21 protein-coding genes are annotated in these 23,937 nt (G+C 64.9%); 8 read left to right on the forward strand and 13 right to left on the reverse strand.

Annotated elements, in window-relative coordinates; all coding sequences use genetic code 11:
• Nucleotides 1–21: 21 nt before the first annotated feature.
• The 7 genes from paaX to I6F38_RS13985 form a co-directional block, all read right to left on the reverse strand.
• Nucleotides 22–891, reverse strand: coding sequence for a phenylacetic acid degradation operon negative regulatory protein PaaX (gene paaX, locus I6F38_RS13955; protein ID WP_225160739.1), 870 nt, complete (start codon nt 889–891; stop codon nt 22–24).
• A gap of 205 nt (nt 892–1,096) precedes the next feature.
• Nucleotides 1,097–1,867, reverse strand: a complete 771-nt coding sequence (locus tag I6F38_RS13960) for an alpha/beta hydrolase (protein ID WP_225160740.1) — start codon at nt 1,865–1,867, stop codon at nt 1,097–1,099.
• Between the two features lie 190 nt (nt 1,868–2,057).
• Nucleotides 2,058–3,341 carry a DUF445 domain-containing protein gene (locus tag I6F38_RS13965; RefSeq protein ID WP_225160741.1) on the reverse strand — a complete coding sequence of 428 codons (1,284 nt, stop codon included), beginning with the start codon at nt 3,339–3,341 and terminating at the stop codon, nt 2,058–2,060.
• Between the two features lie 230 nt (nt 3,342–3,571).
• Nucleotides 3,572–4,048 carry a phasin gene (locus I6F38_RS13970; protein WP_028331816.1) on the reverse strand — a complete coding sequence of 159 codons (477 nt, stop codon included), beginning with the start codon at nt 4,046–4,048 and terminating at the stop codon, nt 3,572–3,574.
• A 181-nt stretch (nt 4,049–4,229) separates the two neighbouring features.
• Nucleotides 4,230–4,826, reverse strand: coding sequence for a GNAT family N-acetyltransferase (locus I6F38_RS13975; RefSeq protein WP_225160742.1), 597 nt, complete (start codon nt 4,824–4,826; stop codon nt 4,230–4,232).
• 26 nt (nt 4,827–4,852) lie between these two features.
• Nucleotides 4,853–5,935, reverse strand: a complete 1,083-nt coding sequence (locus tag I6F38_RS13980) for an alpha/beta fold hydrolase (protein ID WP_092083259.1) — start codon at nt 5,933–5,935, stop codon at nt 4,853–4,855.
• A complete protein-coding gene (locus I6F38_RS13985) occupies nt 5,932–6,315 on the reverse strand; it encodes a hypothetical protein (protein WP_057017659.1) in 384 nt (127 codons plus the stop codon). Before I6F38_RS13985 ends, I6F38_RS13980 begins: the two co-directional genes overlap by 4 nt.
• Nucleotides 6,316–6,493: 178 nt before the next feature.
• Here I6F38_RS13985 and I6F38_RS13990 point away from each other — a divergent pair, with 178 nt between their 5' ends.
• Both I6F38_RS13990 and I6F38_RS13995 read left to right on the forward strand, forming a co-directional pair.
• Nucleotides 6,494–7,414 (forward strand): alpha/beta hydrolase, encoded by a 921-nt coding sequence (locus I6F38_RS13990; protein WP_225160743.1) that lies wholly within the window; start codon nt 6,494–6,496, stop codon nt 7,412–7,414.
• Between the two features lie 204 nt (nt 7,415–7,618).
• On the forward strand, nt 7,619–8,083 hold the full coding sequence (locus tag I6F38_RS13995; RefSeq protein WP_225160744.1) for a nuclear transport factor 2 family protein: 465 nt from the start codon (nt 7,619–7,621) through the stop codon (nt 8,081–8,083).
• A gap of 65 nt (nt 8,084–8,148) precedes the next feature.
• Here I6F38_RS13995 and I6F38_RS14000 read toward each other — a convergent pair whose 3' ends face one another.
• The 6 genes from I6F38_RS14000 to I6F38_RS14025 form a co-directional block, all read right to left on the reverse strand.
• Nucleotides 8,149–8,823, reverse strand: a complete 675-nt coding sequence (locus tag I6F38_RS14000) for a spermidine synthase (RefSeq protein WP_225160745.1) — start codon at nt 8,821–8,823, stop codon at nt 8,149–8,151.
• Between the two features lie 132 nt (nt 8,824–8,955).
• Nucleotides 8,956–12,189, reverse strand: coding sequence for a cytochrome P450 (locus I6F38_RS14005; RefSeq protein WP_225160746.1), 3,234 nt, complete (start codon nt 12,187–12,189; stop codon nt 8,956–8,958).
• Between the two features lie 138 nt (nt 12,190–12,327).
• Nucleotides 12,328–13,320, reverse strand: a complete 993-nt coding sequence (locus tag I6F38_RS14010) for an alpha/beta hydrolase (protein WP_225160747.1) — start codon at nt 13,318–13,320, stop codon at nt 12,328–12,330.
• Between the two features lie 12 nt (nt 13,321–13,332).
• Complete coding sequence (locus I6F38_RS14015) at nt 13,333–14,883, reverse strand: wax ester/triacylglycerol synthase family O-acyltransferase (RefSeq protein ID WP_225160748.1); 1,551 nt, start codon at nt 14,881–14,883, stop codon at nt 13,333–13,335.
• Between the two features lie 59 nt (nt 14,884–14,942).
• Nucleotides 14,943–15,734: an alpha/beta fold hydrolase gene (locus I6F38_RS14020; protein ID WP_225160749.1), complete on the reverse strand. Its 792-nt coding sequence runs from the start codon at nt 15,732–15,734 to the stop codon at nt 14,943–14,945.
• A gap of 8 nt (nt 15,735–15,742) precedes the next feature.
• Nucleotides 15,743–15,991 carry a DUF6489 family protein gene (locus I6F38_RS14025; RefSeq protein ID WP_018270495.1) on the reverse strand — a complete coding sequence of 83 codons (249 nt, stop codon included), beginning with the start codon at nt 15,989–15,991 and terminating at the stop codon, nt 15,743–15,745.
• 395 nt (nt 15,992–16,386) lie between these two features.
• Here I6F38_RS14025 and I6F38_RS14030 point away from each other — a divergent pair, with 395 nt between their 5' ends.
• From I6F38_RS14030 to I6F38_RS14055, 6 genes are all read left to right on the forward strand, one after another.
• On the forward strand, nt 16,387–17,985 hold the full coding sequence (locus tag I6F38_RS14030; RefSeq protein ID WP_225160750.1) for an ABC transporter substrate-binding protein: 1,599 nt from the start codon (nt 16,387–16,389) through the stop codon (nt 17,983–17,985).
• A 102-nt stretch (nt 17,986–18,087) separates the two neighbouring features.
• Nucleotides 18,088–19,068, forward strand: coding sequence for an ABC transporter permease (locus I6F38_RS14035; RefSeq protein ID WP_038383837.1), 981 nt, complete (start codon nt 18,088–18,090; stop codon nt 19,066–19,068).
• Nucleotides 19,069–19,079: 11 nt separating this feature from the next.
• The gene (locus tag I6F38_RS14040; protein WP_225160751.1) at nt 19,080–20,039 is read left to right on the forward strand and encodes an ABC transporter permease; all 960 of its coding nucleotides are present in this window, start codon (nt 19,080–19,082) and stop codon (nt 20,037–20,039) included.
• Nucleotides 20,036–21,019, forward strand: coding sequence for an ABC transporter ATP-binding protein (locus I6F38_RS14045; RefSeq protein ID WP_225160752.1), 984 nt, complete (start codon nt 20,036–20,038; stop codon nt 21,017–21,019). Before I6F38_RS14040 ends, I6F38_RS14045 begins: the two co-directional genes overlap by 4 nt.
• Nucleotides 21,016–22,008 carry an ABC transporter ATP-binding protein gene (locus I6F38_RS14050; RefSeq protein ID WP_225160753.1) on the forward strand — a complete coding sequence of 331 codons (993 nt, stop codon included), beginning with the start codon at nt 21,016–21,018 and terminating at the stop codon, nt 22,006–22,008. Before I6F38_RS14045 ends, I6F38_RS14050 begins: the two co-directional genes overlap by 4 nt.
• Nucleotides 22,009–22,120: 112 nt before the next feature.
• The gene (locus I6F38_RS14055; RefSeq protein WP_225160754.1) at nt 22,121–23,926 is read left to right on the forward strand and encodes a gamma-glutamyltransferase family protein; all 1,806 of its coding nucleotides are present in this window, start codon (nt 22,121–22,123) and stop codon (nt 23,924–23,926) included.
• Nucleotides 23,927–23,937: the final 11 nt, after the last annotated feature.

The raw sequence follows: 23,937 nt of genomic DNA on the forward strand, positions 1-23,937 counted from the left end.
CAAGACATTTCTGTAATATGTTCAGGCGCCCTCGAAACGGCGCGCCACCGCCCCGTTGGGCTTCGGCAGCGGCCCGTCCTGGTTGGTTGCATGGTCGTCAAGCCATTGTTCCGACGGCGAAAGCAGCCCGCGATAGATCTCGCCGCAGAGCTTGCGCGCCGCCCTGCCCGGCCAATCCTTCGGCAGCAGCTGATACGGCAGCAGCGGATCGCGCAGCACGACGCGGCGGTAATGGTGGATCAAGAGAATGCGCGCGGTGAAGGCGTCGGCGTCGCTCAGCGTCTCGCCGCGGATGATTGAGCCGTACAGCGGCTCGAACGTCTTCATGAACTTCAGATAGGCGTCCGCGGTGCGGTCGAGCGGCCAGCTCTCGCTGAGCAGCCGGCGTCCGCTGTCATCTTCCGCGGAGACTTCGAGCCGGATCGCGCGCGACGCTTCATCAGGGATCGGAACGCCGGACGGCGCAACCCACACGCCGGGCAGCGGGGTGCCGAAGCCGGCATTCTTCAACGCCTCGCGCGCGGCGTCGCGGTCCTCGGCATTGCCGATCAACAGCAGCTCGAAGCGGCCGGTCCAGTCCGACGGCGGCGGATCGTAGATGTGCCGGGTCGCGGTGTCGAAGGTCTGCCGGCCCTTGGCGTTCAGCCGATAAAAACTGTTGCGGCCGACCTTGTTGCGCTCGAGCCAGCCGTCGGCGGCGAGCCGCGACATCGCGGTGCGCACCACATTGCCGTCGATGTCGAGCGACTTGAAGAATTCGAGCAGCGTGCCGAGCCACACCGAGCCGCCGCGCGGCACGATGGAATCGCCGAACACGGTGATGATGATCGAGCCGGTGCGTGACGGCTCGCGCTTCAGCTGATCGACGATGCGGGCAAGCGGCTGTGGCATGCCCAACGCATAGCGCGTTTTGTCGATTCACGACAATGCGGGGTCTTCTCCTTCTCCCCGCGTGCGGGGAGAAGGTCGGGCTGAGGGGGGCTCTCCGCAATCACGGTGCGAGTTGCGCTCGTGGAGACTCCCCCTCACCCGGATCGCATTGCGCTGCGCTTCATGCAATCCGACCTCTCCCCGCAAGCGGGGCGAGGCAAGCAAGTCAGCGATTGGGATCCGGATAGACCAAGCTGCGCCAGCCGCTGCGATCGAACGGCGCCCACTCGCCTTCCTTCTGCGCGAGGCGATCGGCAACCGCGTAGACCACGGCCGGGTGATGACCCATGCCGCAATGGCTGCTCTCGACCTCGATGCTGTCGGTCATCGACGAGGCCTGCTCGCGGCAGCCCTGCCAGGCGCAGACGCCGTCGGTGCGGCTGAAGATCGCGGTGGTCGGCACCGGCGGCGCGCTGGCGAGCGAGCCGCCGAAACGGGAATCCTCTTCATCGGCGCGCCGGCCGCTGGCCATCTCATAGACGCGCCAGGCGTTGGTCGACTTCGGGCCGGCGGCAAACGGGCTGCCGAGCGTGATCACCTGGCGCACGCGCTCCGGCATCATCTTGGCGAGCTGGCGCGCATAGAGGCCGCCGAGGCTCCAGCCGACGACCGAGACCTTGCGGCCGGTGGTTTCATTCATCTCCTGCAGCAGGTCGACCATCCCGTCCTGCACGCCGGCGCGAAGCCCGAGATTGCGGCCCTGGCGCCAGCCGCTGACGGCGTAGCCCTTGCTCCTGAGAAAGTCGCGCAGCGGCCGGGTCGACATGTCGGAAGCGATCAGCCCCGGCAGCACCAGCACCGGATGCCCATCGCCGCGCGGCGCGAGGCTGAGCAGCGGCAATGCACCAAGAAAGGCGCCGAGCTCATGAATGGCGCGGCCTTCCAGAAACATCAGCGTCCTGGACGGTGGGCGTAGCGTCTGCGCAGCAACGGACATTTCAGCTCCTCTTCCGGCAGGGCCGCCGGCAATGGGACCAACGAGAATGGGTCAACGGGATTGACTCAAACCCGGCGGAATCGTTCCGCAACGCAACAATCTGTCCTGAAAAGCTAGGGAACCGGACACTTTCGTGCAAGCGGTCCAGGTCACACTTGCCACAACTAAAGTGACATTCGTGCCCAATCGGTCACAGCAGCCGCAGGGCGTATTCCAGCGTGTAAAGCGCAAGGCCGGCAAGCCCGCCGATCAGCGCGCCGTTGAAGCGGATGTATTGCAGGTCCTTGCCGACATTGACCTCGATCAGGGAGATCAGCTGCTCCATGTCCCAGCTCTTCATCTGGTCGGCGATGAAGCCCGAGACGCCGCTCTTCTGCTCGGCGACGACGGTGCGCAGGATCGCCACCAGGCCCTGATTGATCTCGCCGCGCAGGTCGGCGTCGCCGTCGAGCGCGTCGCCGGCCTCGACCAGCATTCGCGCCAGCTGATGCTGCAGCACCTGCGACTCGCCCGAGGCGCTGCGTTCGATGAAGTCCTTGACGTTGGCCCAGATGGTGCGCCCGAGATTGGCCAGCTCCGGCCGCGCCATCAAATCGCGCTTGAGACCATCGATGCGATCGGCGAACGCCTTGTCGCTGCCGAGCCGGTCGACAAAGGACAGCAGCATGCGATCGAACTCGCCGCGGAACGGATGCTGCGGGTCGTTGCGCACTTCCTCAAAGAATTTCGTGGCGGAAGCGATGATCCGGTTCACCACGAACTTGTCGGCACGATAGAGCCTGAGCAGCGTCGGCATCTCGGCGCGGACCTTGTCGCGGATCACCGCCATGGTCTCCTGCTGCGTCAGCGTCTGGTGCAGCACGCGCAGGATGTCGTCGAGCAGGCCGCCATGCTTGCCCTCCTGCACGAAACCGCGCAGCGCGCCTGCCGCGAGCGGCGCGAGGTCGATCGAGAGCACCTGCGTCGTGACGCGGCGGCTGATGAACTGCATCAACCCCGAGCTCTCGGTCGCCGCGAACGCCTCGGGCAGCATCCGCAGCACGAAGCGGGCGAGATCCTCCGAACGTTTGCGGTCGCGCAGCCAGTCGGCGATGAACGAACCGAAATCGATCTCGCGCAGCTTGGCCTCGACCGGCCCGGATTCCAAAAAGTTGTTCTCGATGAACTCGCCGAGCTTCACGGCGATGCGCGCCTGATTGCTCTGGATGATCGCGGTATGCGGGATCGGCAGGCCGAGCGGCCGCTTGAACAAGGCGACGACGGCATACCAGTCGGCGAGGCCGCCGATGGTCGCGGCCTCGGCAAATGCCGCGATGAAACCGAACACTGGATGCACCGGCAGCAGCGTTTTCGCTGCGATGAAGATGATGAAGGTTGCCGCCAGCACGCCGGTCGCCAGCCACTTGACGCGCCGCAGCTCGGCCGCGCGTTCGACGTCGACTGGCGTTGCCATGAGGGCGGCGGGAAGGGTCATGGGCACTTCGACTGAACGGTAGTTTACATAGGCGCCACAGGCGCAGGCGTTATCCTGAGGTGCGCGCACTTTGCGCGCCTCGAAGGATGGCCACAAGCACCGTCGCTCGCGGCCATCCTTCGAGGCTCGCCGAAGACGGCTCGCACCTCAGGATGACGACCGTGAGGCAAAAAAGAAGGCCCGCAAAATGGCGGGCCTTCGAAAAGGGCAGTTGGTCAGCGCGGCCGCGATCAGGCGGTCTTGCCGTAGACCTTGGCGAAGTTGTCCTGCGCGGTCTTCGCACCGTCGGTGACGAGCTTGCCGAGATATTCGGTGGTGGCCTTCGCCCGCGAGACGAACAGTTCGCCACGCGCACGGGCCAGCTCCGACTGGATCTGGGCGGCTTCGCTCAGCGACTTGGCAGACGCGAGCTTGTCGATACCGGCGAAGAACGCCTCGGCGTCCTGGTAGATCGCCTGCTGGATGTTGCGGCTGATCTTGGCGGCTTCGGTCACCGAACCGGCAACAGCGGACTCGATCACGTTGGTCACCTTCTCCGAGCCGGCATAGGCATCGGCAGCGCGGGTCTTGGCGGCCTCGGCCTGCTTCTTCACGAACTCACGGGCGGCTTCCGGAACTTCCAGGTTCTGAAGCTTGGTGAACGCCTCGGTGACGGGCGCGAAGGCTTCCTTGACGCTGTTCAGCACGGAATTGGTTTCGGTGGTCATTGGGGTCTCTCCATCCTCAGGTTTGAGCTATGGGCTCACCCCGTCCGGTTTGGCCCGGGGCAACGGTGTTATGACACACCTCATGGTGCGCCGCAACATTGATGTTGCGACGCGATATCACGAACCTGTGAACAGCACGAAGATCCGGCAGATTGCCTAGAGAACCAGCAGAAAGAGGTTTCTAATTACCGCTTACCGCGTAAGAGACCCCGTACGCCTCCATCTGTGCCCGGACCTGCGCCACATTGTGCCCCAGCACGACAATGTCGTGGGTCTTGCCCTCGACGTCGCGGACATGGTCGCGCAGCAGGGCCTCCGCCTTGAAGCCGAGGCTTTCGAACAGCGCGATCGCCGCCCGCTGGTCGACGGTCATCTGCACCGAGAACTTCTCCAGCCCGGCGCCGAGCGCGATGGCGAAGGTCTCCTGCGACAGCGCCCGGCCGACCCCCTGCCCGCGCACATCGAGCGACACCACCATCCGGATCTCGCCGACATGCGGCGACCAGGAATGCGGATCGCGCACCAGGGTGCCGCAGCCGACCACCTTGCCGTCCTTGATCGCGAGCAGGCTCGTGATGTCACCGCGCTCGATCTCGTTGATCCAGGCCGACAGCACCTTCGGCTGGCTGATGTTGCGCGGCAGGAACAAGAGATCATGCGTCGGCAGCTTTTGCGCGAAGGCAAGCACCGCGGCCTCGTGGTCCCGAATCATCAGGCGAAACTCGATGTCGCCCGCCTCGGTCTTGACGCGGCGCGGATAGGAACGTTGTTCGGTCATGTCGATCTCTCTCAAGTCGACCCTTCTTAGGTCGATCTTTTGCTCAACCAGGAGTCCAGTTTCGGCCACAGCCGCTTGATTGCATTGGCGCCGGCGACCAGCGAGACGTGACCGCCCTTCAGCATCACCTCCTCCTTGTCCTCGGAGCCGATCTTTGTGATCAGGTGCTTTGCCGCATCATACGGCACAATGTGGTCGTGCTCGGCGACCGCGTGCAGGATCGGCACCTTGATGTCGGCAAGCTTCGCCTCGCGGCCGCCGACGGTCATGGTGTCGTTGTAGAGCTTGTTGTCCCACATCAGGTCCTTGGTGATGGCGCGGAAATATTCGCCGGCGAGCGGCAACGTGTCGGTCGCCCAGCGATCGAACATCCGGTACGACTTGACGAACTCGTCGTTCCAGATGTTGTCCCAGAGCTGGATCTGGCCGACGACACGCGCGGCCGGCCGCAACATGTCGAACGATTGCAGGATCAGTTCGGGCGGCATGTTGCCGGTGCTGTCGATCAGCCGGTCGACGTCGAAATAACGCCGGTCGGCGAAATTCGAGAACAGCTTCATCTCGCGGAAATCGATCGGCGTGGTGAAGCAGATCAGGTTCTTCATCGGCCCGTCGTTGAAGATCGAGCCGTACAGCAGCGACAGCACGCCGCCGAAGCAATAGCCGATCACCGAGACGTCCTTTTCGCCGGAATCCTGCTGCACGCGGCGGACCGATTCCGGAATGAAGTCGAGGACGTAATCCTCCATGCGCAGCGATTTTTCCTCCGGCTTCGGCGCACTCCAGTCCAGCATGTAGACGTCGAAGCCGCGCCTGAGCAGGAATTCGATGAAGCTCTGCCCCGGCACCAGGTCGAGGATGTAGCCGCGGTTGGTGGTCGCCATCACGATCAGCACCGGCACGCGATAGACCTCGCTGGCCAGCGGCCGGTAGTGATAGAGGTTCATGGTGCCGCGCGAATACAGCACGTCTTTCGGCGTCGAGCCGAGCGACGGACCGGAGCTCGAGAAATACTCGACGCCCTTGATGCTGCGCTGGATCGCGCGCTGCACCTCGGACTGGACCCGCTCGGAGATCGAGGCGAAATCAAAGGGGGTGGGAGCATTCATTTGCTGCCTCCCTCCGCCGGCGGCTGCTTGGTCCGCGGTGGCCGCGGCGTTGCGCCATGGCCGTCGTCCGGCGCCAGCGAATTGTGGTGCACCTGCTGCAGCAGCGTCTTGATCTCGTTGAGCTGGTTCTCCATCGATTGCAGGCGCTCCGCCATGCCGACGAGCTGGGCGCGGCTCGGCAGGTTCATCGCCAGCAGATATTTCTCCATCAGCTCGCCGAGCTGCTTCTGCGCGCCGGCCGCGACGCCGCCGGCCTGGTTCATCGCCTTGGAAAATTCCGGCGAGCTCATGAGCTGGTTGCCGAAGGAGTTGAACCCCTTCTCCATCTCGCCAATCATCGTCTGCCAGATCACGGCAGGGTCGTTGCCCTTGTCGGCCATGCGGCGCTCCTCCACACCAATTTCGGGCGCTTGCCGCGCTTCGATTTGTTTCTGCCATACGACACTGTTGCTGCTGATCGGTCAACTGCGCGGCGCGACCGGCGACGCCGAGGCTCTTCTGCGCTGCGTCAATCCGTGGCATAGAGGTTCTTGACCGCGACACCAGCAGGGGACGCCCGTGACCACGCTCGCCCATCAGCCGCCGCAGATCATCCGCGCCAATGGCATCGACATCTGCTACGAGATTTTTGGCGATGCGAATGCCGAGCCGCTGCTCCTGATCATGGGCCTCGGCGCCCAGATGATCCATTGGGACGACGAGTTCTGCCGCCAGCTCGCCGCGCGCGGTTTTCGCGTCATCCGATTCGACAACAGGGATATCGGCAAATCCTCCCGCCTGAGCGGCGGCAAGCGGCTGACCGCGCTCGAACTGCTCAAGCTCCGCTTCCTGAAGATCCCGGTCGCAGCGCCCTACAAGCTGGCCGACATGGCGAGGGACACGATCGGGCTGATGGATGTGCTCGGCATCCGCACCGCGCATCTGGTCGGGGCCTCGATGGGCGGCATGATCGCGCAGGAGGTTGCCATCACCTTCCCCGAGCGCGTGCGCTCGCTGACCTCGATCATGTCGACCACGGGCAATCCAAAGATCCCGGGCCCGACCCGCGAGGCGACCGCAGTGCTGATGGCGCCGCCACCGAAGAGCAAGGAAGAGTATTTCGTCCGCTTCGGGCAGACCTGGAAAGTCCTGCGCAACGGCTCGTTTCCCGAGGATGAGGCGCTCGATCCCGAACGCGCGCGGCGCACTTTCGAGCGCGGCCTCAATCCGGAGGGCGTCGGCCGCCAGCTCCGCGCCATCCTCGCCTCCGGCAGCCGCAAGGAGCGCCTGCGCGGCGTCAAGGCGCCGACGCTGGTGATCCACGGTACCATCGATCCGCTGGTGCATCCCGAAGGCGGCAAGGACACCGCGGTCTCGATCCCGGGCGCGAAGCTGGTGATGATCGAGGGCATGGGCCACGCCCTGCCGATTCCGATGTGGCCGCAGATCATCGACGCCATCGACAAGCACGCGCATGGCGCGGCGGCGAAGGCGGCGTGAGGCCAGAGCGTTTTCGAGCGAAGTGGATACCGGTTCGCGTGAAGAAAACGCCTCAAAGCCAGAATCGAGAGCCCCGTCCCGATTCCATCGGAACGGGGCTCCGGTATCTTCCGGTAACTATGTGAGCCAGGAGTGCGTTCTTCCGGGCGCAGCATGGACGCTGTAGAGAGCGCTATCCACCGCTCAGCCACCGGGAGCAACCAGATGAAGACCCTTCTCCGGCCACGGACAGCCGTCGCCGCTCTCCTCCTCGCGCTCGCGTCTTCATCGGCAATGGCTGCCGCCAGCGAAACGCAGCAGGAAGCCAACCGCAAGGCGGTGCTGGCGTTCTACGAGAAGGGACTGAACCAGAAGGACGCCGACGCGGCGCTCGCCTATGTCGGCAACCGCTATGTGCAGCACAATCCCGGCGCGGCCGACGGCCCGGAAGGCTTCCGCAAGTTCATCGGCTTCCTGCGCGAGAAGTTTCCGAACTCGCACAGCGAGATCAAGCGCTCATTCGTCGACGGCGACTACGTGATCCTGCACGTCCACGCCGTGCGCGAGCCCGGCACCCGCGGCAACGCGATCGTCGACATCTTCAAGCTCGAGGACGGCAAGATCGTCGAGCACTGGGACGTGGCGCAGCCCGTTCCGGAGAATCCCTCCAACAACAACACGATGTTCTGAAGCATCGCGATGGCTTGTGCTCGGCCACTGGCATGATCATGCTGGCGGGCGCGCCCGGATGGCAGCTAGTCCTTGACCGCGATCCAGATCACATGGCGGACACCGCGGCCCCGGCCGGTGGCTCGGACGGCAATTTCGTTGACCGCGAACCCGGCCCGGGTCAGCGATTTCGGGAACCTGGCATTCGGACCGGACGACCAGACCGCAAGCACGCCGCCGCACCGCAATGCCGCGTGTGCGATCTTGAGCCCGGAGACATCATACAGCGCGTCATTGGCCTTGCGGGTGAGACCTTCAGGCCCGTTATCGACGTCGAGCAGGATGGCATCGAAGCTGAGCGGTTGGCGTTCGATCACGCTGGCAACATCCTCCTCCCGGATATTCACACGCGGATCGTTCAGGCTGTCGCCGAAGATCTCCGCCATCGGGCCTCGCGCCCAGGCAACGACAGCCGGCACCAGTTCGGCCACCACGATTCTCGCCTCGGGCCCGAGCACGGCGAGTGCGGCCCGCAGCGTAAAGCCCATGCCGAGGCCGCCGATCAGAAAATGCGGCCGTTCGACGGTCTCGATCTTCTTCGCGGCAAGCGTCGCCAACGCCTCTTCCGAGCCCGACAGGCGGCTGTTCATCAGCTCGTTGGTGCCGAGCATGATCGAGAATTCGCGGCCTCGCCGCATCAGACGCAATTCACCCTCGGTGCCGGGAATGCGCGTGGTATCGATCTTTTCCCATGGAATCATGCGGCGGTTTGTATCATGGCAGGCACCTCTGCCGTAGCCCGGATGAAGCGAAGCGAAATCCGGGGGCCAGTCCGCCCGCATGCGACGCTGTCCCGGATTACGCTTCGCTCCATCCGGGCTACAACGAAGCAGCTACCCACCTGTCCAGACGTCGAGCACGTAGCGGTTCCTGGTGCCCATTTCCTCGATCCAGCGCGCGGCGGCGTCAGTGTCGACACCGGTGCGCTCGCGATAGATCGACATCAGGGTCGCCTTGACGTCGGGCTCCATCCTGCCGCCGTCGCCGCAGACATAGACGATCGCACCCTTCTGGATCAGCTCCCAGACCTGGTCCTTCTGCGCGGCGACGAGGTGCTGCACATAGGTCTTCGGACCGTCGGCACGCGAGAAGGCGGTGTGGAGTTCACTGACGCCGTCGGCTGCGAACGCCTTCAGCTCATCCGCATAGATAAAGTCCTGCTCGGGGTGCCGGCAGCCGAAGAACAGCATCGCCGGCCCCAGCGTCGCACCCTGCGCCCTGCGCGCGGCGCGCTCCTGCAGGAAGCCGCGGAACGGTGCGAGCCCGGTGCCCGGCCCGATCATGATGATCGGCACGGCGTTGTCGTCGGGCAGGCGGAAGCCGGCCTTGGTCTCCTTGATGGTGGCGTGGACGGTGTCGCCGGCGCGGCGGCGCGCCAGGTAGTTCGAGCAGACGCCCTTGTAGATGCCGCGGCCGGAACTTGCCGGCGCCTCCACCACGCCCACGGTGACACTGCAGCGCTGCGCCTCGCCGGCCGGAGACGACGAGATCGAATAATAGCGCGGCGCCAGCAGCGACAGCATTTCAAGATAGAGGTGGAACGGCAGCTCGCAGGCCGGATATTCCTCGAGCAGGTCGAACACCGATTTGCGCTTCGCCAAGACGTCGGTGCGATAGCGCGCGGCCGACGCCTCGTCGTCGCCGACATAGGCCATCAGCTTCGGCTTGGTCACCGGGCAGCGGGTGTGCTCGGCCATGATCTGGATCTGCTTGCGGGTCGCGACCTGCTGCAACTCGACGAACTCGGTGAGCAGCCGCCCGACCGACACGGCGTTGCCGACCGGCAATTGCGCGCGGCGGCCTTCCGAGACCTGCAGACGGATCTGGTCGGCCGGCAGGAAGCCGAAGCGGCGCGCAACGGAATCGACCAGAGTCGGATCGTTGCGCGGCACCACGCTGAGATGATCGCCGACACGGTATTTCAGACTGGCCGGCAACTCGACCTCGATATGCCGGGTCGAACGCTCCGACGGATGAGCGCCTGCCTTGGTCTGCAGCTCGCTGTTGGCGAGCACCTTCATCGGCACCGCGCCGCCTTGCGTCACGATGGTGTTGACCGCACCCTGCGCCACCGGCTCGATCGCATAGAGCGGCTCGTCCTCGGCGGTCCGGGTGAAATTCCAGTCGATGCCGAATTCCTTGGTCGCGACCTTGGCCGCCTCCGGGAACCATTTCTGGAACTGGCCGTCGAGATCGCTGCGCGCATCGCCCTCGCCGCGCGGATAGACCGCGCGCGCACCATGTTTGGTGAGCTGCTCGTCGATGAAGCGCGGCACCGACTGGTAGGTCGCCGCCCAATCGCTGTTGCCGCAACCGAACACCGCGTAGCGGACCTTGGCGAAGGCATCCTTCGGCAGGTCGCTCTCGAGCCATTTGACGAACTGCGTGGCGTTGTCGGGCGCCGCGCCGTTGTAGGAGGCGCAGATGATCAACACGCCGCCCTCCTCCGGCAGCTTGCCGACATAATCGTCCAGCGGACCCAGCCGCGTCGCGAAGCCGTTGATCTCGGACAGATCGGCCATGCGAGTCGCCAATTCCTCGGCGGAGCCGAGATTGGAGCCGTACAGCACCAGCATCGGCGTGTTGTGGCCGGGACGCGTGGTCGGCGCGCGCGGCGCCTTCGGCGCGGCCGCAACCGCGCCCGTGCTGCCGGCGAACGCGCCGCGGTCCTTGTCGTCGCGCGGCCGTACCTTGATCCTGAAGCCGTCCGGCTTGACCGTCAGCGTCTCCTTCAGATGCATCTGGTAGCGATGCACGTCGATCAGCTTGAAGCGTTGCAGGATCATCCCGATCGCCAGCGCCGCCTCGTGCATGGCAAAGCCGCGGCCGATGCAGGCGCGCTGGCCGTTGCCGAACGGCTTCCAGGCATTGATCGGGCGCTTGGCCTCCGCCTCACGGCTGAAATTCTCGGGATCGAACACGTCGGGGTTCGGACCCCAGACGCTGGGATCGCGATGCAGCGCCATCACCAGGATGGTGATGAAGGTGTTCTTCTTCAGCTTGTACTTGCCGCCGATCATCTCGTCGTTCAGCGGCGCGATGCCGTAGGCCGGCGCCGGCGGCCACAGCCGCAGCGCCTCCTTCAGGCATTGGGTGATGTAGGTGAGCTGCGTCACCTGCTGATAGGTCGGCCGCGCATTGACGTCGGGCCCGAGGACGCGATCGACCTCCTCATAGGCCTTCTTCAGCACCTCCGGGTGCTTCAGCAGCGCGTAGATCGTGCACGACAGCAGGCCGCTGGTGGTCTCGTGGCCGGCGATCAGGAAGGTGTTGATCTGGTAGCGGATGTTGACGTCGTCGAGTTGCTCGCCGGTGGCGCGGTCGACGCCGGTCATCATCGCCGCCAGCATGTCCTTCTTGTCGTCGGTCGCGGCCGTGTTGCCGCGCCGCTCGGCGATGATCTCGTCGACCATCTTGTTCATGAAGGCGACGTCGTCGGCGAGCGTCTTGCGCCGCTTCTGCATCCACAGACCCTCGAGCGGCAGGCCGCGGGTCATCATGATGGTTTCGAGCGAGCGCACCAGCGATTCCACGAACGGGTGGTAGTCGCGGCGGTAGAACGAATTGAAGCGGTAGTCGAAGCCGCAGAGGCCGATGGTGTCGAGGGTGAGCGCCGTCATGTCGTGGACGACCTCGATCTCCTCGTCGGCGTTGAGGCGCTCCCATTTCTTGACCAGCTGCTCGGCGATGTCGACCATGCTCGGGTGGTACGACTGCATGGCGCGGTTGCCGAACGGCTGCATCAGGATGTTGTGCGCCTTGCTCCAGTTCGGCTCCTTGGTGTCGGCGGTGAACAGCCCGTCGCCGCCGACCGCGCGCACCCGGCGCAGCGAGCCGCGCACCGCCTTGTCGAAGCGCTTCTCGTCGGAGAGCTCGTCGACCAGATCGTGACCGGACACGATCACGAGCGGCGCGCCCATCATGTCGAGCCAGAAGATCGGTCCGAGCTCCTTGGAGAGCTTGACGAGATGCTGCACCGGCGCGGTCGAGTCCAGCGACAGCATGTTGCCGACCACCGGCTTCGTCGGCGGATGCGGAATCGGACTCAGTCTGTTGCCGGACGCCATTTTCGAAGTGCCCCCTCGCTACGCGCCGTCATCCTGAGGAGCGCGCAACGCGCGCGTCTCGAAGGATGGCCGCTTGCTCCAGTCCCTCTCATCCTTCGAGGCGCGCCAAAGCTGGCGCGCACCTCAGGATGACGGCTATCAGAACCTACGTTTGCGCCATTCGATCAGCTTCGCACTGACTTCGTCAGGCTTTTCCTGCTGCGTCCAATGGCCGCTGTCCTTGACCAGGTACTTCTCGAGGTCCGGCACCAGCCGCTCCATGCCGTCGGCGGCCGAAGGCGGCAGCACCGCGTCGTTCTCGGCCATGATCATCAGCGACGGCACCCGGACGTGATGGTCCAGCCCGGCCGAGCGCTCCCAGTTGCGGGTGAAATTGCGATACCAGTTGATGCCGCCGGTGAAGCCGGTCCTGGTGAAGGTGTCGACGAACACCTTTTTCTCGTCCGCGGACAGGATCGGCGTGCGCGGATCATGCTTGGCGTCGTAGTTCGCGATCATCTGCGGAAACGCCAGGTTGAGCCGCGCCGAGGCGCCGACGCCGGCGATCGGCTGGTCGGGTGGCGCATCCGCCGGACGCGGCACCGGCTTGCGCATGAAGGCGTCGAAGGTCTGCTCGACGCGGCTGCCGAAGATGCGGTCGGGCTCGCGCGCCGGATCCTGGAACTGGACGATGTACATGTGATCGCCGAAGCGTTGGCGGAACAGCGCGATCGGATCCATCGGCGCGCGGTCCCAATGCGGCGTGTTGACGCCGACGACGCCGGCAACCCGCGCAGGATGCCTGAGCGGCATCTGCCAGACGACAAAGCCGCCCCAGTCGTGACCGACGAAGATCGCCTTGTCGATCTTGAGATGGTCGAGCAGGCCGACGAGATCGCCGGTCAGGTGCTCCATGTCGTAGGCCTCGACCGGCTCAGGCCGGTCGGTCGCGCCATAGCCGCGCTGATCCGGCGCAATCACCCGGATGCCGGCCTCGCCCAGCGCCTTGATCTGGTGGCGCCAGGAGAATGCCAGTTCAGGCCAGCCGTGGCACAGCACCACCGGCGGCGTGTCGGTCTTGGGGCCTGCTTCATAAAACCCCATGCGGATGCCGTTCGTCTCGGCGAACTGCAGCGGTGGCATCTCAATCATCGACAGGGATCCTTATTCGGCTGCGCCCTTGATGTCCGCAGGCGGGGGAGCGAACGCCGCCTCGAGGACATCGAACTCGAGCGGCAACATGTCGCACATCACCTGCACGTGGGGAATGATGTTGGCACCCACGATGAAGCCGAAATCGAGCTGATCGCGGTAGCTCTGCACGGTGATGTTGAGCGCCACGCCGTGGGTCGAGATCGAAACCGGGAAGATGTGCAGCAGCTCGGCACCGGCCGCATACAGCGTCTGCCGCGGCCCCGGCACGTTCGAGACCGTGATGTTGGTCGCCGGCGGCAGCACGTTGGAAAGGTCGGAGCGGCTGTAGAGCAGCGCCAGGATCTGCACCAGGATCGGCGCGCCCAGCAGCGAGATGTTGGTGACCTGCGGCACCAAGGCGCGCAGCGGATGCGACATCTCCTTGGACTTGGTCGACTGCGCGATGATGGTTTCGAGCCGCTTCCGGGGGTCCTCGATGTCGGTCGCGATCGAGCAGATCATGCCGAACACCTGGTTGTTGGATTCGGCATTGCCCTCCTCGCGCAGCGAGATCGGAACACCTGCCGTCAGCGACTTGTTCGGCAGCGCGCCCTGGCTGATCAGATAGCGCCGCACCACGCCGGAGGCGAGCGCCAGCACGACGTCGTTGAGCTTGCCGCTGGACGCCTTCGCCAGTGCCTTGGCACGTGACAGCGAGATCGAGGTGCCGGCAAAGCTGCGCTCGGACGAGATCGCCTTGTTGAGGATGGTCGGCGGCGAGGACATCGCCTGCAGGCTCTCGCGCGATCTCGGATCGGCGACCTTGGCGACGACGTCGGACAGGCTCTTCATGACCGTCGGCATCGAGCCGGCGAACTTCACCGCGCTCTCGATCTGGAACATGGCGTTGTCGAACAGGATCGAGCCGAGGTCGCTCTTGCCGGAACGCGGCAGCTCCAGGCTCTTCTGCGCGGCGGCGGCCGCCTCGAACGGCTGGGTCCAGAGCTGCTGATAGGCATCGATCAGATTGGCCGCGATGTCGCGCGGCTCCTGCGCGACCTTCTTCGCGCTCGGCGGCTCGATCTCGCGCGGCACCGGCGTCAGGTCGTAGATCATGCTGGTCAGCGCCGCGCCGGCGCCGCCGTCGATGCAGGCGTGGTGCATCTTGGAATAGAGCCCGATCTCGTTGTCCTTCATGCCCTCGAAGACGTAGAACTCCCAGAGCGGGCGGGCGCGGTTCAACAGCTTGGCGTGCATCCAGCCGACGATACGCTCCAGCGTCGCGCGATCGCGCGGCGCCGGCAGGCTGGCGCGGAAGATGTGACGGTCGATGTCGAACTGATCGTCCTCGACCCAGGACGGGTGATCGATGTCGAGCGGCGCCTTCTGCAGGCGTGCCTTGAGGATCGGCGCGATGTGCAGCCGCGAGGCGATCATCGCCTTGAACTCCTCGAAGAAGTCGCCCTTGTAGCCGTCGGGCAGGCGGAAGATCGCCATGCTGCCGACATGCATCGGCATTTCCGGCGTTTCCAGATAGAGAAACGATGCGTCCAGCGAGGACAGCTTCTTGGCGTCGCTCATGATCTCCTCCCGAGAGCCTACTTACGCGGGCGCCGTGGGCGGCGCTTCTCGTCGTTTGGTCAGGATAGTGCCTGTTCTGCCGGCCCGTAGGCAATGGCAAAGGGGCCCGAGCGGTCAAAATGCCGGAATTCCCCTTCCGGCTGGGCCAGCCGGTCCGCAATCGCCCACAGCGCCGCGGGATTGACGCCGAGGCCGATATGGCTGGCGAAATGCACCTCGATGTTCTCGGCGGTCGCCGACGGCCGCACGCGCGAGGTCCGCCAGTTCACGATGCCATCGGTGCGGGAATAAATCGAGGTCGTCGGCACCGGCATGTCGCCGGCGATCGCGGCGCGGATTTCCGGGATGTCGTCGACAGCTTCGCCGGACAACAGCTCATAGAGCCGCGTCGCATTGGTGGCGCGGATGTCGTCGGCGAACGGGCTGCCCAGGGTGATGATGGAGCGCACCAGCTCCGGCATCTGCGACGCCAGGTCGCGCGCATAGACGCCGCCGAGGCTCCAGCCGATGATCGAGACCTTGCGCCCGGACGCCTCATGGACCCGCTTCAGCAGGTCGCGCAGCGCAGCCCGCCTGCTGGAAATCCCGCCGAAATTGCGGCCCATGTTCCAGGCATAGGCATCATAGCCGAGCTCCTTCAGATAGCGCCGCATCGGCGCCATCGAAAGGTCGCTGGCGAGGAAGCCCGGCAGCGCCAGCACCGGATGACCGTCGCCTCTCGGCGCCCGCATCAGCAAAGGCAACAGCAGCAGGCTCGAGTTGAGCTCGAGCACGCCGCGCGCCTCCGCCAGCATCAGGAACAGGCTCGGCGGGCGCAACCGGCGTTCGGTCCCATCAACGCTCCTGTCCATGCCGGCCACTATTTCTTCTTGCTCGCGCCGCCGAAGCCGGCCATCGCCACGAACATGTCCTGGAAGCGCTCGGCGAGCTTGGGATCGAAGGTGAACCAGCTCTGCATCAGCGATTCCGGCGAAATCTTCTCGATGTTCGACAGCATCTGCTGCTGCAGCTTGTCCATGACGGCGGTTTGCATCGGCGCCACATCCGGCAGGCCGAAGAACTGCCGCGCTTCGAGGGGCGTGCAATCTATCTCGACGTTGACCTTCATATCCGCCTCCTCAAATGCGCCTTGGCCCGCCACAGTATCGCCGGGACGGGGCGAGTTGCGCAAGCGAGCCGTACCTGCCCCGGGGGGCAGTCGGCCTCAATCATCCGTTATGGTCAACCAAACCGTTTGGAGCGGTTGCTCCAAACCGTCAGGAGCGGTTGCTCGAGGCGCGCCGGTGATCATTCCCGTGACCGACAAGCGGCACTCCAAAAGTCGAATGTCACGCGTTCGAGCCGACAGCCTACTCTCCAATCCGGTTCATTGCGCTGCACCCGCGCGGACGGGTTAACCCTTTGGCAAATCGCGCTTGCGCGGCCGGTAAACTCTGGCAACATGGATCAATAATACCAGCCGGACAAAGCAGCCGGCGGACAAGAACGGGGACGCGGGATTACATGTCGGTACGTTGGAGTTTGTTTGCGGCGACTGTCGCCGCACTCGTCGCCTTTGCTTTGCCGGCATCGGCCCAGACGTTGAAGTATGCGAACCAGGGCGAGCTGAAGTCGCTGGATCCCTACACGCTGAAGGAAACCACGACGATCGCGCACCACGCCCACGTCTACGAAGGCCTCACCGCGCGCGACAAGGACCTCAAGATCATTCCGGCCCTGGCGGAAAGCTGGGAGACGCTGAGCCCGACCAAATGGCGCTTCCATCTGCGCAAGGGCGTGAAATTCCACAATGGCGATCCCTTCACCGCCGACGACGTGCTGTTCTCGGCCGAGCGCGTCCGCGCCAAGGGCTCCAACTTCCTCAGCAACGTCCCGGCCGACGCCAAGTTCAGCAAGGTCGACGACTACACCGTCGACGTGACGCTGGATTCGCCCAATCCCATCCTGATCTCGCAATGGGATAGCTGGTACATCATGGACAAGAAGTGGTCCGAGGAGAACAACTCGGTCGCACCGACGCCGGCCTCCGCAACCACGCCGAGCTACGCGGCGCTGCACGAGAACGGCACCGGTCCCTTCACGATCGAGAGCCACCAGCCCGGCGTGAAGACCGTGTTCAAGGCGTTTCCCGGCTATTGGCGCAAGCCCGAGCATAATCTCAAGGAGATCATCTTCACCCCGATCGGCTCCGACGCCACCCGCGTTGCCGCGCTGCTCTCGGGCGAAGTCGACGTCATCGAACCGGTTCCGCTCCAGGACATCCAGCGCGTCAATTCCAGCGGCGTCGCCACCGTCATGACCGCGCCGGAGATTCGTACCATCTTCATCGGCATGGATACGGCGCGCGACGAGCTGCTGTACTCCAACGTCAAGGGCAAGAATCCGTTCAAGGACATCCGCGTCCGCGAAGCTTTCTACAAGACCATCGACGTCGATCTGATCAAGACCCGCGTCATGCGCGGCATGTCGACCCCCTCGACGTTGATGATCGCCCCCGAGCTCTATCCGCTGTCGAAGGATTTCACCCGGCCGAAGCTCGATCCTGATGGTGCCAAGAAGCTGCTGGCCGACGCCGGCTATCCGAACGGCTTCGAAGTCACGATGGACTGCCCGAACGACCGCTACGTCAACGACGCAGCGATCTGCCAGGCGGTGGTCGGCATGCTGGCCCGCATCGGCGTCAAGGTGAACCTGCTGGCGCAGCCGAAGGCGCAGTATTTCGCCAAGGTGCTGAAGCCCGGCGGCTACCAGACCTCGTTCTTCATGCTGGGCTGGACGCCCGCGACGTCCGACTCGCACAACGTGCTGCACGACATCCTCGGCTGCCGCGACGATCCGAAGGATGCCACCCGCGGCGAGGCCAATCTCGGTGGCTATTGCAACAAGGAAGTCGACGCGCTCACCGACAAGGTCCTGATCGAGGGCGACACCGCCAAGCGCGACCAGTTGATCAAGCAAGCCTACGACATCGTCATCAAGGATTACGGCTACATTCCGCTGCATCAGCAACCGCTGGTGTGGGGCGTGTCGAAAAAGGTCAAATTGACCCAGCGCGCGGACAACCAGGTGCTGCTCTACTGGGCGACCAAACAGGGTGAATAGTGGCTTTGGCGAATTGGGTCCCGGAAGCGCAGGCTTCCGGGACCGCTCGTTTTCCGGCCGCGCAAAGCCGCGCGCCGAATGTCAAAGCAGTGAAAGGTAGAGATGCTGGCTTTCACTCTTCGCCGCTTCCTGCAGGCGATCGGCGTGATGCTCGCCGTGGGCGTGATTGCGTTCGCGATGTTCCGCTTCGCCGGCGACCCGGTGAACCAGATCGTCTCGATCGACACCTCGGCCGCGCAGCGCGCTGAGATCCGGCAGTCGCTCGGCCTCGACGATCCCGTGCTGGTGCAGTTCGGCCGCTACTTCATCAATGCGCTGCAGTTCAAGTTCGGCGTGTCCTACCAGTTCCGCCTGCCGGTCTCCTCGCTGCTGGCGGAACGGCTGCCGGCGACGCTGGAGCTTTCGATCTGCGCGACGCTGTTCGCGATGGTGGCCGGCATCCTGATGGGGGTCTATTCGGCGCTGCGCCGCGACACCGTGCTTGCCAAATTATTCCAGGCGGTATCGCTGATTGGCATTTCGCTGCCGACCTTCCTGATCGGCATCCTCCTGATCTATCTGTTCGCGGTGACGCTGGGCTGGCTGCCCTCCTTCGGCCGCGGCGAGGTGGTGAAGCTCGGCTGGTGGACCACCGGACTGCTCACCGTATCCGGCCTGAAGGCGCTGATCATGCCGGCGATCACGCTCGGGCTGTTCCAGATGACCCTGATCATGCGGCTGGTGCGCGCCGAAATGCTGGAAGTGTTGCGGACCGACTATATCCGCTTCGCCCGCGCCCGCGGACTGACCACGCGCGCAATCCATTTCGGCCATGCGTTGAAGAACACCCTGGTTCCGGTAATCACGGTGGCCGGCCTGCAGTTTGGCTCGGTTATTGCTTTCTCGATCATCACCGAAACCGTGTTCCAATGGCCGGGCATGGGACTTCTGTTCGTGCAGGCCGTGCAAAATGTCGATATCCCGATCATGGCTGCGTATCTGTTGATGGTCTCGCTGATCTTCGTCACCATCAATCTCGTGGTCGACATCCTCTACACCGTGGTCGATCCGCGCTTGCGGTCGACCGTCGGCCGCGCGGCGTGAGGGGCTGACCGATGTCCGATGCCGTCGTCCCCCATCGTTCCCAAGACCACCAGGCCCCTGCCGGCTGGTTCAGGCGCGCGCTCGACAGCGACATCTTCTATTCGTTCCGCCGCTCCAGGCTGACGATGGTCGCCGCCGTGATCACGCTGCTGTTCTTTCTGCTCGCAATTTTCGCGTCGTGGCTCGCGGTGCAGAACCCGTTCGACCCGGCACAGCTGCAGCTGATCAACTCGCGGATCGCGCCGCTGTGGACCGCCGACGGCCAAAGCCCGTTCCTGCTCGGCACCGACGAGCAGGGCCGGGACGTGCTCTCGGCGATCCTTTACGGCCTGCGCATCTCGCTTGCAGTCGGCCTGGCCGGCGTGGTCTTTGCCGGCGCGCTCGGCATCGCCCTCGGGCTGATCGCAGGCTATTTCGGCGGTGTGGTCGACACCGTGATCATGCGGATCGCCGACGTGCAGCTCACCTTCCCCGCGATCCTGATCGCCCTGCTGGTCAACGGCGTCGCCAAATCGCTGCTCGGCAACCGGCTCGACGAGATGAGCACGCTCGGCGTGCTCATCATCGCGATCGGCCTCAGTTTCTGGGTGCAATATGCCCGCACCGTGCGCGGTTCGGTGATGGTCGAGAAGAACAAGGATTACGTCGCCGCGGCGCAGCTGATCGGCCTGCCGGCGCCGAAGATCATGCTGCGGCACGTGCTGCCGAACACGATGGGCCCAATCCTCGTCATCGCCACCATCAACCTCGCGCTCGCGATCATCACCGAGGCGACGCTGTCGTTCCTTGGCGCCGGCATGCCCGACACCATGCCCTCGCTCGGCACCCTGATCCGGATCGGCAACAACTATCTGTTCGCCGGCGAATGGTGGATCGTCGCCTTCCCGGGCATTGCGCTGGCCGGCCTGATCCTCTCCATCAACCTGCTCGGCGACTGGCTGCGCGACGCACTCAATCCAAAGCTCCGATGACCAAGCCTGTTCTTTCCGTGCGCAATCTCGAGGTGGAATTCGTCACCCGCCGTGCGACCTTGCGCGCCATCAACGGCGTGTCGTTCGACATCGCCAAGGGCGAGGTGCTCGGCGTGGTCGGCGAGTCCGGCGCCGGCAAATCGGTCACCGGCCTTGCCGTGATCGGGCTGATCGATCCGCCCGGCCGCATTTCCGGCGGCGAGATCGAACTGTCGGGCACGCGGATCGACCATCTTCCGCCGGAGGAGATCCGCCGCATCAGGGGCAAGCGGATCGGCATGATCTTCCAGGATCCGCTGACCAGCCTCAATCCGCTCTACCGGATCGGCGACCAGATCATCGAGACCATTCGCACCCACAGCAATCTCAGCGAGAGCGCCGCGCGCAGGCGCGCCATCGATCTGTTGGCCGAGGTCGGCATTCCTGCGCCGGAAAAGCGCATCGACGGCTATCCGCACGAATTCTCCGGCGGCATGCGCCAGCGCGTCGTCATCGCGCTTGCGATCTGCGCCGAGCCCGAGTTGATCATCGCCGACGAGCCGACCACCGCGCTCGACGTCTCCGTGCAGGCGCAGATCATTGCGCTGATCAAGCGGCTCGGCCGGGACCACGGTACCGCCGTGATGCTGGTGACCCACGACATGGGCGTGATCGCCGAAACCTGTGACCGCGTTGCGGTGATGTATTCCGGCCGCATCGCCGAGATCGGCCCGGTGCAGGAGGTGGTGCGTAACCCGCTGCATCCCTATGCCAAGGGCCTGATGGGCGCGATCCCGACCCTCGCCGGCGAGGACAAGCGCCTGGTGCAGATCCCCGGCTCGATGCCGCGGCTGTCGGCGATTCCGCCAGGCTGCCCGTTCAATCCGCGCTGCGCGTTTGCCTTCGATCGCTGCCACGTCGAACGCCCCGAGCCGATCCGGCAGGGCACGCAATCCGTCGCCTGCCACCTGTTCGAGCCGGCGAAGGAGACGGCGGCATGAGCGCGACATTGATCGAGGTCAGGAACCTGCGCCGCGTCTTCGACGTCTCCAAGCCGTGGCTCAACCGCGTGATCGAGGGCGGCCATCTCGAATTCCTGAAAGCCGTCGACGGCGTCTCTTTCGACATCAAGCGCGGCGAGACCTTCGCGCTGGTCGGCGAATCCGGTTCCGGCAAGACCACGGTCGCACGCATGGTGGTCGGCCTGCTGCCGCCGAGTTCGGGCGAGGTCGTCATCGACGGGGTCTCGATGACCGACCCGCGGCAGGGCCAGGCGCGCCGCCGCTTGCGCCGGCGCATCCAGATGGTTTTTCAGGATCCCTATGCGAGCCTCAATCCGCGCTACCGGGTCGCCGCCATCGTCGCCGAGCCGATCCGCGCCTTCGACCTGATCCAGGGCGAGCGCGACATCAAGGCCCGGGTCGGCGAATTGCTCTCGCTGGTCGGCCTGCACCCCGACGACGGCCAGAAATTCCCGCACGAATTTTCCGGCGGCCAGCGCCAGCGCATCGCGATCGCCCGGGCGCTGGCGTCCGAGGCCGAGTTCATCGTCTGCGACGAGCCGACCTCGGCGCTCGACGTTTCCGTGCAGGCGCAGATCCTCAATCTGATGCGCGACCTGCAGGACAAGTTCGGCCTCACCTATCTCTTCATCAGCCACAATCTCGCAGTGGTCCGCCACATGGCGAGCCGGATCGGCGTGATGTATCTCGGCCGCATCGTCGAGATCGCCGAGGGTCGGGAATTGTTCGAGAACCCGCGGATGCCCTACACGAAGATGCTGCTCGGCGCGGTTCCGGACCTTGCGATGTCCGGTCGCCAGCGCATCCCGGTAAAGGGCGAGATTCCGAATCCGATCGATCCGCCGCGGGGCTGCTCCTTCAACCCGCGCTGTCCCCTCGCCTTCGATCTCTGCCGCCAGAAGACGCCGGAACTGATCGACGGCGTCGCGTGCCATGCCGTCAACAGTCCCGCCGTCGTTCCGGCATGATCACGCGGATGGGAGCGGCCATGTGCACCAAGCGGTTGGCATACCAGCCGGCCTGTGATCAAGTGCGCCCGCCGAGAAGGCCCAACAACAAACCGACGAACGGTCAATCGCCATGAGCAACATCAACCCCGATCCGTTCACAACCCGGCCCGAGATCGAAGGCACCTTCGGCGTCGTCACCTCGACGCACTGGATCGCCACCGCGGTCGGCATGGCGACGCTGGAGAAAGGCGGCAACGCCTTCGACGCCGGAGTGGCCACCGCCTTCACGCTGCAGGTGGTCGAGCCGCATCTGAACGGCCCCGGCGGCGACGTTCCGATCATCGTGCACGACGTCAAGCGCGGCAAAAGCGAAGTGATCTGCGGCCAGGGCCCGGCGCCGGCGAAGGCAACCATTGCGCATTATCGCAGCGAGGGCCTCGAGATGGTGCCCGGCACCGGCCTGCTCGCGGCCTGCGTGCCCGGCACATTCGAATCCTGGATGCTGCTGCTGCGCGACTACGGCACCATAAAGCTGCGCGACGTGCTGGAGCCCGCGATCGCCTACGCACGCGACGGCTATCCGCTGGTCGAGCGTGCATCGGCCACCATCAAGACCGTCGAGCAGCTGTTCCGGAAATACTGGACCACATCGGCCGACGTCTATTTGCCTGGTGGCGAGGTGCCGAAGCCCGGCACCATCTTCACCAACAGGAAGCTCGCGGAGACCTACGCACGCATCCTCACCGAGGCGGAGAGCGCCGGCGGCGATCGCGTGGCGCAGATCGAGCGCGCGCGGCAGGCCTGGTCGAAGGGCTTCGTCGCTGAGGCGATCGACAAGTTCTGCCGCACCCAGGAGGTGATGGACGTTTCCGGCTCGCCGCATCGCGGCGTGTTGTCGGCCGACGACATGGCGCGCTGGCAGCCGACCATCGAGGCGCCGCTCACCTACGACTACGGCCGTTACACCGTGCAGAAGGCCGGGGTCTGGAGCCAGGGTCCGGTGATGCTGCAGCAGCTTGCGCTGCTGAAAGGCTTTGAGCTCGACGGGCTCGATCCCGCAGGCCCCGACTTCATCCATTTGCAGATCGAAGCCGCCAAGCTCGCCTATGCCGATCGCGAGACGTTCTACGGCGATCCGAAATTCACCGAGATCCCGATCGAAACGCTGCTATCCGATGCCTATAACAACGAACGGCGCAAGCTGATCTCGAAAGACAAGGCTTCGCTCGACTTCCGCCCCGGCTCGGTCGAGGGCTTCGGCGGCGTTGTGAAGTTGCGACACGCCGAAGGGCATCGTGAAGCGGTCGGCGCCATGGGCGCGGGCGAGCCGACTGTCGGCCGGTTCGGCGAAGTGCGCGGCGACACCGTGCATTTCGACATCATCGACAAGGCCGGCAACATGATCTCGGCGACGCCGTCCGGCGGCTGGCTGCAGTCCTCGCCGGTGATTCCCGAGATCGGTTTCTGCCTCGGCAGCCGCGCCCAGATGTTCTGGCTCGAAGAGAACCACCCTGCCTCGCTCGCGCCGGGCAAGCGGCCGCGCACCACACTCTCGCCGACCATGGCGCTGCGCGACGGCGAGCCGTATCTCTCCTGGGGCTCGCCGGGCGGCGATCAGCAGGACCAGTGGATCACGCAGTTCTTCCTGCGTCATGTGCACGCCAGGCTCAATCTGCAGGAGGCGATCGACGCGCCGGCCTGGCACTCCGAGCATTTCCCGATCTCGTTCTGGCCGCGCACCTCGCGGCCCGGCGTCCTGGTGCTGGAAAACCGCGTGCCAAAATCGACCATCGACGAATTGAAACGCCGCGGCCATGTGGTCGAGATTGGTCCCGATTGGTCGGAAGGCCGCCTCACCGCGGCCTCGAAGGTCGGTGCCCGCCGCCGCGCCGCCGCCAATCCGCGCGGTATGCAGGGTTACGCCGCAGGCCGCTAAACACGAAGGTT

Origin of the sequence: Bradyrhizobium sp. BRP56 (genome assembly GCF_020194035.1) — a bacterium.
GTDB classification, from domain to species: domain Bacteria; phylum Pseudomonadota; class Alphaproteobacteria; order Rhizobiales; family Xanthobacteraceae; genus Bradyrhizobium; species Bradyrhizobium australafricanum.